Annotated in this window: 10 protein-coding genes and 1 pseudogene; 5 read left to right on the top strand and 6 right to left on the bottom strand. The window is 70.6% G+C overall.

Going from position 1 to position 12,237, the window contains the following annotated elements; genetic code table 11:
• Window positions 1–20: 20 nt before the first annotated feature.
• From ACFVH0_RS11640 to ACFVH0_RS11630, 3 genes are all read right to left on the bottom strand, one after another.
• A complete protein-coding gene (locus ACFVH0_RS11640) occupies window positions 21–3,893 on the bottom strand; it encodes an endo-alpha-N-acetylgalactosaminidase family protein (RefSeq protein ID WP_385819394.1) in 3,873 nt (1,290 codons plus the stop codon).
• 349 nt (window positions 3,894–4,242) lie between these two features.
• Entirely contained in the window at window positions 4,243–5,796 is a 1,554-nt protein-coding gene (locus tag ACFVH0_RS11635) for an SDR family oxidoreductase (RefSeq protein ID WP_385819393.1), read from the bottom strand.
• A gap of 181 nt (window positions 5,797–5,977) precedes the next feature.
• Window positions 5,978–6,445 carry a hypothetical protein gene (locus ACFVH0_RS11630; RefSeq protein WP_385819392.1) on the bottom strand — a complete coding sequence of 156 codons (468 nt, stop codon included), beginning with the start codon at window positions 6,443–6,445 and terminating at the stop codon, window positions 5,978–5,980.
• 111 nt (window positions 6,446–6,556) lie between these two features.
• On the opposite strand from ACFVH0_RS11630, the gene sigJ reads away from it, so the two are divergent.
• Entirely contained in the window at window positions 6,557–7,474 is a 918-nt protein-coding gene (gene sigJ, locus ACFVH0_RS11625; RefSeq protein WP_385819391.1) for an RNA polymerase sigma factor SigJ, read from the top strand.
• Window positions 7,475–7,480: 6 nt separating this feature from the next.
• Here sigJ and ACFVH0_RS11620 read toward each other — a convergent pair whose 3' ends face one another.
• Together ACFVH0_RS11620 and ACFVH0_RS11615 are read right to left on the bottom strand one after the other, a co-directional pair.
• Window positions 7,481–8,353 carry an MBL fold metallo-hydrolase gene (locus ACFVH0_RS11620; protein ID WP_385819390.1) on the bottom strand — a complete coding sequence of 291 codons (873 nt, stop codon included), beginning with the start codon at window positions 8,351–8,353 and terminating at the stop codon, window positions 7,481–7,483.
• Window positions 8,354–8,448: 95 nt separating this feature from the next.
• Window positions 8,449–8,856 (bottom strand): annotated as a pseudogene (locus ACFVH0_RS11615) (ATP-binding protein); the annotation flags it as partial.
• Window positions 8,857–9,055: 199 nt separating this feature from the next.
• On the opposite strand from ACFVH0_RS11615, the gene ACFVH0_RS11610 reads away from it, so the two are divergent.
• From ACFVH0_RS11610 to ACFVH0_RS11595, 4 genes are all read left to right on the top strand, one after another.
• Entirely contained in the window at window positions 9,056–9,790 is a 735-nt protein-coding gene (locus ACFVH0_RS11610; RefSeq protein ID WP_385819389.1) for a helix-turn-helix domain-containing protein, read from the top strand.
• Complete coding sequence (locus tag ACFVH0_RS11605) at window positions 9,787–10,050, top strand: DUF397 domain-containing protein (RefSeq protein ID WP_385819388.1); 264 nt, start codon at window positions 9,787–9,789, stop codon at window positions 10,048–10,050. The genes ACFVH0_RS11610 and ACFVH0_RS11605 overlap by 4 nt, the downstream gene beginning before the upstream one ends.
• Before the next feature lie 158 nt (window positions 10,051–10,208).
• Window positions 10,209–11,438, top strand: a complete 1,230-nt coding sequence (locus ACFVH0_RS11600) for a glycoside hydrolase family 64 protein (RefSeq protein WP_385819387.1) — start codon at window positions 10,209–10,211, stop codon at window positions 11,436–11,438.
• 181 nt (window positions 11,439–11,619) lie between these two features.
• On the top strand, window positions 11,620–11,907 hold the full coding sequence (locus ACFVH0_RS11595) for a DUF1905 domain-containing protein (RefSeq protein WP_385819386.1): 288 nt from the start codon (window positions 11,620–11,622) through the stop codon (window positions 11,905–11,907).
• A gap of 87 nt (window positions 11,908–11,994) precedes the next feature.
• Here the strand turns inward: ACFVH0_RS11595 and ACFVH0_RS11590 are convergent.
• The coding region (locus ACFVH0_RS11590; protein ID WP_385819385.1) for an ALF repeat-containing protein at window positions 11,995–12,237 on the bottom strand (243 nt) is incomplete at its 5' end.

Below are 12,237 nucleotides of genomic sequence, written 5' to 3'. Positions count from 1 at the left end.
CCGTCCCGCATCGCGTCGTGTCAGCCGCCGCAGTGGAAGCGGGCGTCACCCCAGTCCGCGTGGTCGTTGCCGTTGCCGTCGCCGCCGTCGCCGACGACCAGCTCGACGTACTTGGCTCCGGTGACGTCGGCCGTGAGCGACCAGGCGCTGTCGGCCGCCTTCAGCACGGGCGACTTCACCTTCTCGGCGCCGTCGGCCGTGACGGAGAACTGCACGCTGCCGGCGCTCTTCTGCACGTCGTCCACGCCGACCTGGGCGGTGAACGAGGTGCACTTGCCGCCCAGGTAGTACCGGACCTTCGCCGGTGCGTGGCTGCCGAGGCCCTTGGTGTAGACGGTGCCTCCGACGGTCAGCGGGGAGCCGTCGCCGGTGCCGGTCTCACCGTTGGAGAGGTCCTTCTCCACCGGGCCCCAGCCGTTCTCGGAGGCCGTCCAGTCCAGGTCGCTGGCCCAGCTGTCGGTGGTGGGCGGCGGCGGCAGGGTCCGTACGGAGGTCTGCGCGCCGAGCGTGCGCCGTGCACCGCCGACCGTGTACTTCGCCTCGGAACTCAGTTCGTACACCTGGTACTTGGCGTCCACCGGAGGAGTGACCCGCCAGCTGCCGGTGACCTCGGTGCCCGCCGGGACCGAGTCGAAGGAGACGGCGCCGTCGGGCTCCGACCGCCAGCCCTCGGGGACGGTCAGGTTCAGTGCGACACCGGTCGCCGCCGTCGCCTCGTAGTTGGTGAACGACACCTCGACGGTGTTGGCCGTGCCCGGCTCCAGGGTCTCGGCGGCCGGTTCGACGCCGAGGGTGGCGCAGGCGGCCTGTTCGGAGTCGGGGGCCCGGCCGAGGTCGGTCACGGTGAAGGAGTCGAGGACGAAGTCGGCGCCGTCGGGGGCGTCGTCGCGCTTGCGCAGCCCGGTCCAGGTGTCGCCGCAGCCCGCGGTGACGGTCTCGGCGAAGTGGCCGGTGGTGCGCTGCTGTCCGAGGGCGGTGGTCCGGGTCTCGACCGAGTCGGCCTTGCCGTCGGCGGTGATCCGGTCGTAGCCGTCGACCCACTCGTAGGCGCCCGCGTGGCTGGACTGGTAGTCGTACTCGACCTTGTAGCGGTGCCCGTCGGTCATCGGCACGGTCCACGGGGCGGTGCGGTAGACGAGTCCGGAGTTCTCCTCGTGGGACTTGAGGGACTCCTTGCCGCCGATCACGTCGTCGATCAGCTTTCCGTTCCAGCCGGCCTGGGTGTACGGGGCGTGCAGCTGGGAGATGACGGTGCGGGGGTCGGTGGAGCCGCCCGCGTCGCCCTTGAGGAAGGGGCCCCAGCCCTGGTCGACGGTCTCGAAGTCCTCGTAGGAGACGGTGTTCTTCTTCGTCGTCGGGGCATTGGCGACGATGCGTACGTCATCGGCCCGGACGCTCGCGGCGCTGCCCCCGGCCGCCTCGACGCGCAGGGTGGTGCGGCCGTTCGCGGGGGCGGTGAAGTTCACCTTGGCCCGCTGGAAGTACGTGCCGTGCCGCTCGGACGCGGCGACCTGGTCCTTGACGGTGGAGCGGTCCACCGCCACGGACTTCCCGCCGATCGAGAGCGTGGTGTGCCGGGTCTTTCCGGGCTGGACCTCGATGAGCGCGGACGCGGTGTAGCGCTGTCCGGGCCGCAGTCCGTCGATACGCTGCGAGAGCGCCGCCGTGCCGCCGCCGGAGAGCCGGGCGCCGTTGAGGCCATTGGCGTCGGTCTCGCGGGCGACGGTGCCGGTCTTCGACCAGGCGGTCAGCCCCTTGTCGTTGAAGCCCGGGTCGTCGACCGGGGTGCCCTCGCCCCACTTGGGGTCGGCGGCCTTCGGGGCCTGCCGCGGGTAGAGGACGTACGGCCGGCCGGCCTCGGCGGTCAGCGTGATCTTCCCGTCGACCGGCTTGACCGTGCCGGTCCTGACCCGCCCGTTGTCGGTGAGTTCGTAGACGGTGTACGGGTCCTTCGAGGGCACCGCCCAGCTGCTCGTACCGCCGGACTTGCTGTAGTGGTACAGCTTCTTCCCGCCGTCCCACGGCAGCAGGTAGTCGGTGCCGCTGAGGACCTTGCGGCCGTGGTCGTAGAACGTCCGCCTGCCGTCCTCGACCGTGCCCCGGACACCGCCGGTGAAGGTGATGTCGTTGCCGTCCCAGCGGGTGATCTTCTGGTGCTGGAGGTACTTGGCGGGCAGGTTGCGCTGCCAGATGTTGTCGGAGAAGGCGTTCCAGTCGGTCTCGCCGGTCCAGCCCTCGAACTCCTCGATGGCGCTCTGGCCGAGGACCGGGTCGTTGTTCCAGACGTCCTTCTCGCCGTTGCGGATGAACCGGATGATCTTCGAGTTGAGGCCCTTGTTGGTGGCGCCGCCGTAGTCGAGGTCATTGGCCCAGTGCGACCAGAGCGAGCCGCGCTCGAACTTGTCGGCCCACTCGGTGGCGACGTTCCAGCCCTGCTTCTGCACTTCCTGGAGGGTCTTGTCGGGGATCCAGCCGTGCGTGTAGTAGACGTCGAAGTAGAGCAGGCTGAGGTTTCGGTCCGTCTCGTCGCGCAGCTGCTGTATCCGCCTGGCCAGGTCGCCGCTGTTCACGTCGCGGCGCTGGTCGATGTAGTAGCTCTGGCCGAGCCAGTTCCAGCCGGGCTTGGTCTTGTCGACGAGCTTCTCGTCGAAGGCGTTGGCCTCCGCGTACGCCTCGGTGTCGTTGATGTGGACGCCGAAGGTGGCGCCCCACTTCTTGCCGTCCTTCAGGAGTTCGTTGAGGTCCTTCAGTCCGCCGGCGCGCTTGTTGTAGTTGCCGCCGTAGTCGGGGTGGGCGGAGTCGTGGCCCTCGGAGGCGAAGCCCTTGAGGAGCGCGAGCTGCCCGAGGCCGTCGGTGGCGAGGGAGATCCGCTTGACGTCGTCGAGGGTGCGCAGGAAGGGGTGGGTGGCCTGGCTGGCGAAGTTGAACGGGATGTGGGTGACGACCCGGTCCGGGGTGTCCTCGCTGCCGGGCGCCCGGACCCCTATGGAGCGGAACGCGACGGCGCCGTCCTGCCAGTCGACCGCCTTGTCGCCGTTGGCGTCGGGGGTGACGACGACCTTCGCCCAGGGAAGGTTGCCCCCGCTCTCCGGCTTCGGTGCCCCGTCGCCCCGGTAGGTCCACTGACCGGACCAGACGCCGACCCGGACGCTGCCGTCGTCGTCCTTGCGGGCCTGGTGCCAGAACCGGGCGTCGTCGCCACCGGTGGCGCCGGACGGCTTGTCGTACGAGGAGTTGGACTCCACGGCCGCGGCGAGCGAACCGGTGTTGAGAATCGCGTACGAGGCGCCGACCGGCGCCTTGTCGGCGGCGGTGTCGGCGGTGACCTTCGCGAAGACGTCGGCGGTCTTCGTCGAGTCGTTGTCCAGCCGGGTGAAGGCGGTGGCCCCGCCGGTGTCGGCGGAGCCGACGGAGACCAGGTCGTGGCCCGGGATGTCGATGGTGCCGACGCGGAACGCCTCGGTGTCGCGGACCGCCGTCACCTTGAAGGTGGTGGCGCGTCCGGAGACGGAGAGCGAGGCGTCGATCTCGATGCCGGGCAGGTCGGTGAAGGTCAGCGTGTAGCGGGCGGCCGAGGCGGTGACCTCGGGGGCGCCCTTGAGCTTCACCGGGTGCGCGGTGCCGTTGAGGGTCACGGCGGTGACCGGCCGGGTACTGCCGAACAGCTGACTGCCGGTGGCCCGGTCGGTGTACGCGAGGACGCGCGGGAAGTCGTCGGCGACGGCGACCGAGAGCTGCGCGGACCCGATGACGGTGGCGCCCGCGGGTACGGACGGCCCGACTGCGGCGGGTGTGGGAGCGGCGGCAGAGGCGGGGAGCGCGGTCCCCACCAGTGCCAGGACGGCGGCTGAGGCGGCGGCGACAGCGCCCGCCGAAGTGAATCTTCGCGACATGTGCTCTGAGTAGTCCCCGTGACCGGACACCGTCAACGACCTGCGACGACTCGGAGCCCTCCAGTCCAACAACCGCGTTGCGTAAGTCCAAGTGGACGGTAAGTGTCCTGCCGGGTACGGGGGATCAGCCTCGATGCCCGCCGTCACCGCCGCCGGTGCCGGTACCGTCGCCGGCGCTGTCCTGCTCGCCGTCCGCCCGGGTCAGGACAGCGGCCTCACCCGCCGCTGCCACGCGCAGACCGGCGTCGCCCCGCCCCGGTACCTGCTGAACAGGACGAACGCGACGGTCACGGCGTCGCTCCCGCTGTCATGGGGTGGTGCTGATCGGCGCCGGCCGCTGTCGACGGGCTCATCGCCGGGATCTCCGGGCGCGCTCACCGTGCGACGGGGATCCGTGCGCGCTCATGCCCTTGGCGGCGGCCTGGGTGATGTTGCGGGCCATGCCACCGAAGACCACGGCGTGAAAGGGCCAGACGGACCACCAGTAGGCGTGGCCCAGCAGACCTCGGGGGTGGAACAGCGCTCGCTGCCGGTAGCGGGTACGGCCCTCGGAGTCCGTCTCGGCGAACATCTCCAGCCATGCCAGGCCCGGCAGCCGCATCTCTGCGCGCAGTCGCAGCAGCCGTCCGGGCTCGATCTCCTCGACCCGCCAGAAGTCCAGTGAGTCCCCGGCCCGCAGGTGCTCGGCGTCGCGCCGTCCACGACGGAGCCCGACACCGCCGACGAAGCGGTCCAGCCACCCCCTGACCGCCCAGGCGAGCGGAAAGGAGTACCAGCCGTTGTCGCCGCCGATCCCCTCGATCACCTTCCACAGGGCCGTTCGGGACGCGTCGACCGACAGCTGCCGTTCGTCCTGGTAGAGGCTGCCGCCGGCCCAGTCCGGGTCCGTGGGCAGCGGATCGCTGGGCATCCCCGGTACGGAGGCGGACGACCAGCGGGTGGCGACCTGGGCCTCACGCACCCGCCGCAGCGCCAGGGCCAATGCCTCGTCGAAGGGCAGCGGCAGGCCCGGAGGGTCGGGAACGTACCGGGCGATGTCGTGCTCCTGGCAGACGACCTCGTGACGCAGCGACTCCGTCAACGGGCGGGCCAGGGAGGCGGGCACCGGGGTGACGAGGCCGACCCAGTGGCTGGACAGCCTCGGCGTGAGCACCGGAACCGGCACGATGAGCCGCCTGGGCAGTCCGGCGACGGCGGCGTAACGGCACATCATCTCCCGGTACGTGAGGACATCGGGCCCGCCGATGTCGAACGCCCGGTCGACGTCGTCCGGCATGGTGGCCGAGCCGACGAGATAGCGCAGGACATCGCGTACCCCGATGGGCTGGGTGCGGGTGTGCACCCAGCTGGGGGTGACCATGACCGGCAGCCGCTCGGTCAGATAGCGCAGCATCTCGAAGGAGGCCGACCCCGAGCCGATGACGACCGCCGCTCGCAGCACGGTGGCGGGCACCGGTGCGTCGAGGAAGATCCGTCCGACCTCGGCGCGGGAGCGCAGATGCGGGGAGAGCGACCTTTCGGGCACGTTCGGTGGAGTGAGCCCGCCCAGGTAGACGATCCGCCGCACGCCGGCGGCGTGCGCCTGTTCGGCGAAGACCCGGGCCGCACGGCGGTCGGTGTCCTCGAACGCGGAGCCGGTACCGAGGGCGTGCACCAGGTAGTACGCGACGTCGATCCCGCGCATGGCCTCGGCGACCGAGGCCGCGTCCGTCACGTCGCCCTGTACCGTCTCGGCGTCACCCGCCCAGGGGTGGTCACGGAGTTTGTGGGGGGAGCGGGCCAGACAGCGCACCCGGTGGTCCGCTCGCAGCAGTTCCGGTACGAGACGCCCACCGATGTACCCGGACGCTCCGGTGACCAGGCAGTGCGCCCCTGCCGTGTCCCTCCGCTCGTTCGTGCCCACGATCGTTCCTCCCTGTGCTCGCTCCGACCGCCCCCGTGTCTCGCCCCGATCATGGCCTGCACGGCGTGACCGCGCCCGCCACGGCGAACGGACTCGCACGTCATGGACCGCAATGCCGGACGGCTGGTCGCCGCGGAAGGGCGGACGCCGTCGAGGCTTCGCACGAATGAAGGTGTCCGCCCTAGCTCCTGTCCGGCCCCGGTCCGCCGGACAGGCCCCGGCCGCGTGCCGTTCCAGTGTTCCGGCGGGCCAGCACCAGCACGCTCAGGCCGAACATCAGGACACCCAGCGGGACGTGGACCGACGGGACGTGCGCGATGCCGAGCACCACCTGCACAGAGGCGAGGACGAGGAAGCCGGACGCGTACGCGATGGGGCGGGGCGAGCCGCCGCCCGGCCGCCAGGCCAGCACCGCGGCGAGCACGTACAGCATCGAGGCCCCGTACATCACGCGCGCCCCGACGCCGTGCAGCAGTTCGCCGTGCGACGAGGAGAGCAGCACCCCGGCGCTGACCGCCTGGAGGAAGATGGTCAGGGTCTGGAGCGCGATCGACACCCGCAGGAACGCGGCGGCGCGCGGTGCCGCAGCCGCTCTCGTCGTTGTCGTTGTCGCCGTCGCCGCCGTCGTTGTCGTCGTCCGCGTGGTCATGATGCCGTCCCCTTGTCCGCCCGGAAGCAGTGGATCGATAAGGTCTCACCAGCCCGACGACGCAGCACCGCGAAATGCAAGGCGAGAGCGGCGGGCCGGGGGGAAGTGGTCATGGCCGGGGTTGCACCGGAGTGGGGCGCGGCGGACGTCGCCGGTGAGCGACGCCAACTGATCAACATCGCCTACCGGTTGCTCGGTTCGCTGGCCGAGGCCGAGGACGCCGTACAGGAGGCGTACGCCCGCTGGTACGCGCGGCCGCGCAGCCAACAGGAGGCCGTCGTGTCTCCAGGTGCCTGGCTGACGACGGTGACCGGGCGCATCTGCCTGGACGTGCTCGGCTCGGCGCGGGCCCGGCGCGAGCGCTATGTCGGCGCCTGGCTGCCCGAGCCGCTGCCCGACCGCAGGGAGTGGGCCGGCGGGGCCGGCCAGGACGCCGCCGACCCCGCCGACCAGATCACTCTGGACGAGTCGGTGACCATGGCCTTCCTCGTCGTCCTGGAGTCGATGACGCCCGCCGAGCGGGTCGCCTTCGTGCTGCACGACGTGTTCCGCTACTCCTTCCCCGAGATCGCCGGGATCGTCGGCCGCACCCCGGGCGCCTGCCGGGAGCTGGCGAGTTCGGCCCGGCGGCGGGTACGCGCCGAGCGCGCCCCGGCGGGTGCGGCGGCGGGGCAGGCCGAGGTGGTGCGGCACGTCAAGGAGGCATGGGAGGCCAAGGACATCACGGCTCTCGTCGGCCTCCTGGACCCGGACGCCGTGATGACCGCCGACGGCGGCGGCCTGGTCGGCACCGTACTGCGCCCGGTCGAGGGCGGCGCGCTCATCGCCCAGTACATGATCGCGATCGCCGACAAGGCGCCGGGGCTGAGGCTCCTGGAGCGTACGGTGGCCGGTGCGCCCGGCCTGATCGCCCAGCACGCGGGCGTCACCGCGACCGTGGCCGCCTTCGACGCCTCCGGTGGCCGGGCCACCCGGATCTGGGTGGTCCGCAACCCGGAGAAGCTGCGCCTGTGGACGCCGGGTGGGTGAACGCCCTCACCAGCGCAGAGCCGTGAAATCGATCGGCCGGGGCCGCAGAAGCCCCGTACGTTCCACCAGCGCCTCCAGCCGCCGGGACATCTCGTCGGCGTCCAGCCGGCGCCGGTCGCCGTGCCCCGGCAGCACCCACTCGAACCGCAGCTTCCCCGCCGTCCGCGCCAGCGAGGCGGCCAACTCCTCGATGGAGTACCAGGTCACGCTCTCCGCGACTTCGAGGTCCTCGGTCGTACGCGACCAGTAGAAACTGTCGCCGCTGAAGCAGTACCGGTCGTCCGCGAGGTAGAGCACGCTCCCCCGGGTGTGACCGGGCAGCGGATGTGCGGTGACACCCTCGCCGATCTCCACCGGATCGAGCCCCCGGATCACCTGGTCCGCGTCCGGAACCGCGTCGAGGTCGCCCTCGTGGATCCACAGCCGGGCGCCGAAGTGGTCGGCGTAGCGGCGCCCGTGCGCGACGTGGTCGCGGTGGGTCAGCAGTACGTCGGTGACGGGCCCGGTGGCCGCCACGTACCGCTCGGCGAGTCCGGGGCTCCAGCGCGGGGTGTCGATCATCATGACCGTGCCGGACGGCCGCCGGAGCAGATACGAGTTGGCGCCGGCGGTGTGCGTGGAGTTGTGCCCGCATACGAGTACGCCGTCGTCCAGCGCCATCGGGAACGGGTCGAGCGCCGGGTCCGGCTGCCCCGACGCGGGCCTGATCGAGCGGGTGTGGCAGGCGAAGACGGCGGCGTGTAAGCGCCGGTTCTCCGCCTCGTCCTCCGGCTGCCGCAGGATCCGCGACGTCCCGCCGTCCTCGATGATCAGCTCGGGCGCGAACTGTCGGGCGACGTCGCAGTTGGTGCAGCGGTCGTCCACGTACCAGCCATCCACGGCAGGGCTCCTTCATTTCCACGGGTATCGACCCCGTCGAGGGCCGCAGCTCCAGGGATAGCCCACGTACCGCCCCGATCGGTAGACCGCGCCGACACCCCGAACTCGCACCACACCACCTTTCCCGGGTTCCGCTCCCCCACCCCCCACCTGTCGGCGAGCGCCGCCACCAGCCGCAGCCCCCGACCCCTTTCCTCGTCGGACCCCGCCCAGGAATCGGCGGGACGGACCTCCCCGTCGCCGCTGTCGTGGACCTCGATGCGCAGGGTCCTGTCGGCCGGCTCCAGAAGAATCCGGAGGCGGAACCCACGACCGGGCGGGACACTGTGCAGCAGGGCATTGGTGACCAGCTCGCTCACACAGAGCAACACGTCGTCGACGCGGGCGTCGCACCCCCAGTCGACAAGAGCCTCGCGCACGAACTGCCGTACGAGCGGGACGGATCGGCGTTCCCGGCGGTGGAACACCTCACGGAGGCGGGGGAGTCGGGTTGTCTCGTTCACACAGCCAACGTCACACATTGTCACTACGGTTGAGCAGCGCGTCGGGTCGTACAACGGAGATGTACGACTTCTGACGGGTCATCCGGGGTTCGTGAGGGGGAGAGGCAGTTCATGCAAACCGGCAAAGAAGAAGAGCAGGCGGATCACGTCCTGGCATCCGATCGGCGCCCAGCTGGCGACGTTCCGCAAGGAGGCCCGATTGACACAGGCGGCGTTGGCCGAGCGGTGTTCGGTGGGCGACAACACGATCGCCTCGATCGAGCAGGGCCGCAGAGCTCTGCAATGGGACTTCGCAGTCCAGCTGGACGAACTGCTGGACACGAAGGGGGCGTTGCGGGTTGCTGTGGAGAAGGTGCCGAAGAAGGAGCGCTTTCCGGCCTTCGTCCAGGACTTCATCGACTACGAGCAGGGGGCGCTGACCCTGCTCTCGTACCAGAACCAGGTGGTGCCGGGACTCCTCCAGACCGAGGAGTACGCCCGGTTCGTCTTCTCCTGCCTGTACCCACCCCTGGAGGAGGACGAGCAGGAGCAGTGGGTGGCAGCTCGACTCGATCGGCAGAAGCTCCTCAACCGGAAACCCCGCCCGATGCTTCACTTCCTGCTGGAAGAGAGCATTCTCCGCAGCCAGATCGGCGATCCCGCCATGATGCGGGAGCAGATCCGGCACCTCCGCCAGTGCATGGAACTCCCGTTCCTGGGGCTCCAGATCGTGCCGATGAAACTCCCGAAGCACGCCGGACTTGCGGGGCCGATGGTGTTGCTGGAGACCCCCGACCACGACCATCTCGTCTACGTGGAGGGGCAGCTGACCAGCTACCTCCACGACGACCCCGACGTCGTCAGTGTGCTCCAGCAGAAATGTGGGATGCTGCGCTCGCAGGCGCTTTCCGTCGAGAAGAGCGCGCGCCTACTGGAACTGCTTGGAGAGACATGACCCGCGCAGCACACCCGGCCGTCAGCACCGCCGTTCTCGCCTGGTTCAAGTCCAGCTACAGCAGCGACCAGGGCGGCAACTGCCTTGAAGTCGCCTACGACTGGCGCAAGTCCAGCTACAGCGGCAGCCAGGGCGGCGACTGCGTAGAGGTGGCCGCCCACCCCGCCGCCGTGCACATCCGTGACTCCAAGGTGACCGACGGCCCCGTCCTCACCGTTCCCCCCGCCGCCTGGACCGCGTTCCTGGACGCCACGGTCTGACGACACTGCGGCCCGGCATGCCGGGCCGCACCCCCTTTCGGTCTGTCGAGTTGTGAAGACTTCCTGTTTCTGAGAGCGCTCTCAGTCATAAGTCTTGACGCCGGATGCGGCCCTCACGAGAGTGGTTGACCCCCCACACACACCTCGGGAGTCCTCTCGTGATTTCGCGCAGACTGTTCCTGACGGGCGGCGCCGCCGCCACCGCGACCGCCGTCACCTACCCCCTCTGGGGCAGCGCCCTCGGCCCGAGCGCCTCCGCCGCCCCCGCGACCTGTGAACTCGCCCTGGAGAACCGTTCGTTGCCGGGCAGGGTCAACGCCTATGTCACCGGCCACGAGCAGGGCACCGACCGCTGGGTCCTGCTGCGGGCCGACGGCAGCGTCTACCACCCCGACTCCCCCGCCGCCCCGCAGACCCCGCTGCCCGTCGACTGCGCCATCCCCCTGAATCCGGCGGGCGGGGCCCCGGTGGTCCTGACGCTCCCGCAGATGTACGGAGCCCGCGTGTACTTCGTACGCGACGACACGCTCACGTTCTACCTCAACCCGGGCCCCGCCCTGGTCGAACCGGCGTTCGCGACGTCCACCGATGCCAACTACGGCCGTACGTGGTCCTTCTGCGAGTTCACCTTCAACCCGCAGCAGCTGTACGCGAACATCAGCTACGTCGACCTGGTCACCGCGCTGCCGATCGGCCTGACCCTGGCCGGGGACGCGACGCACACCGTGGCGCCGCTCCCGGACGGCGCGGTGCAGCGGATCGCGGACGGCCTCATCGCCCAGGCCGCCGCAGACGGCCGGCCGTGGGACAAGCTGGTGATCCGGGGTGCGGACGGCAGCGTACTGCGGGTGATCTCGCCGCAGAACCTGATGGCGCCGTTCTTCGACCGCCCGGACGAGATGCCGTTCCGGGACGTGTTCACGTCGTACATCGACCGGGTCTGGGAGAAGTACCGCTCCACCGACCTGCGCATCGACCTCCAGGGCGGCCGGGGAGTACGCACCGGCCGGGTGAACGGCGACGTCCTGACCTTCGAGGGCGGCCACACCTTCACCAAGCCCGTCTCCAAGGACGTCTTCACCTGCAATCACGGCCCGTTCGCGAACAACCCGGGCGACCCGGACGACAAGAAGGCCCTCCTGGCCCGCCTGGCCTCCGGCTTCAACCGCTCCCTGATGCTCACCCACCCCGACCAGCCGAACGGCACCTCGACTGCCGACTACTACCAGGACCCGGCCACCAACCACTGGTCCCGCGTCGTCCACGCCAACACCCCGATCGGCTACGCCTTCCCCTACGACGATGTCCGTCCCGACGGCGAACCCGATGTCTCCGGCGCCGCCAACGACGGCAACCCCCGCCGCTTCACGGTGACCGTGGGGGCCTGAACAGGGGCCACTCGCCGGCGCCGGCGCCTGCAAGGGCGACCCCACCAGTGCGGCCGGCGAGGTCGCCGGGCGGAGTCGAGGAAACGCGTCCCGCGGGTGGGCGACTGCCACCTCTCGGGCCGGGTCAACGCGCGTGTACGCTGCCCGGAATTCGGTGCCCCTCGATGAACGGATCGTCCTCGTGCACGTTGAATTCACCGGCTGCGTCATCGAGTGGCGGGGCCCTTCGCCGTTCTACTTCGCCGCCGTGCCCGCCGAACAGGCCGCCGACATCCGCGAGGTGGCCGCGATGGCCACGTACGGCTGGGGTGCGGTTCCCGTCGATGCGCGCATCGGCGGGACCGCCTTCAGCACGTCGCTCTTTCCCAAGGACGGCAGTTACCTGCTGCCGCTCAAGAACGCGGTCCGCGAGCCGCAGGGTCTCTCGGCCGGTGACGAGGTGACCGTGACGGTGACCGTCCGCGTGTAGCCGGCGCGGGCGGCCGAGCAGCCCACGTGGCGCGTGGGCTGCCGGCGGCGGCGTGCGGTTTGTGCGCCGGTGCTCGTCCGTTCGGGATCAGCCCGAGGTCGGCGGGGTGCGGCCGTCCGCCTCGTACTGGCCCACTTCCAGGAAGTGACGCAGCTCTTCCGGGGTGCCGTCCACGGCATCCTCGGCCGCCGCGCGCAGGGCGGCGCTGATGTTCGGGTCGGCCAGGATGCGGAAGATGGCGACGCGGTCGTCCTCGGCCTGGGCGAGGCGAAGGCCCGTCTCCAGGAAGTAGCGCAGATCCTCCGGCGTACCGTCCAGAGCCCTCTGCGC

The organism is Streptomyces sp. NPDC127117 (assembly GCF_042677325.1).
In the GTDB taxonomy this organism is placed as follows: Bacteria; Actinomycetota; Actinomycetes; order Streptomycetales; family Streptomycetaceae; genus Streptomyces.
Note: the sequence above shows the minus strand (reverse complement) of the source record. Positions and strands in the feature narration are given on the sequence as shown.

What these genes read in the sequence shown, in the direction of transcription:
- ACFVH0_RS11640 (WP_385819394.1), bottom strand. Translation starts at nt 3,893, where the DNA reads ATGTCGCGAAGATTCACTTCGGCGGGCGCTGTCGCCGCCGCCTCAGCC.
- ACFVH0_RS11630 (WP_385819392.1), bottom strand. Translation starts at nt 6,445, where the DNA reads ATGACCACGCGGACGACGACAACGACGGCGGCGACGGCGACAACGACA.
- sigJ (WP_385819391.1), top strand. Translation starts at nt 6,557, where the DNA reads ATGGCCGGGGTTGCACCGGAGTGGGGCGCGGCGGACGTCGCCGGTGAG.
- ACFVH0_RS11605 (WP_385819388.1), top strand. Translation starts at nt 9,787, where the DNA reads ATGACCCGCGCAGCACACCCGGCCGTCAGCACCGCCGTTCTCGCCTGG.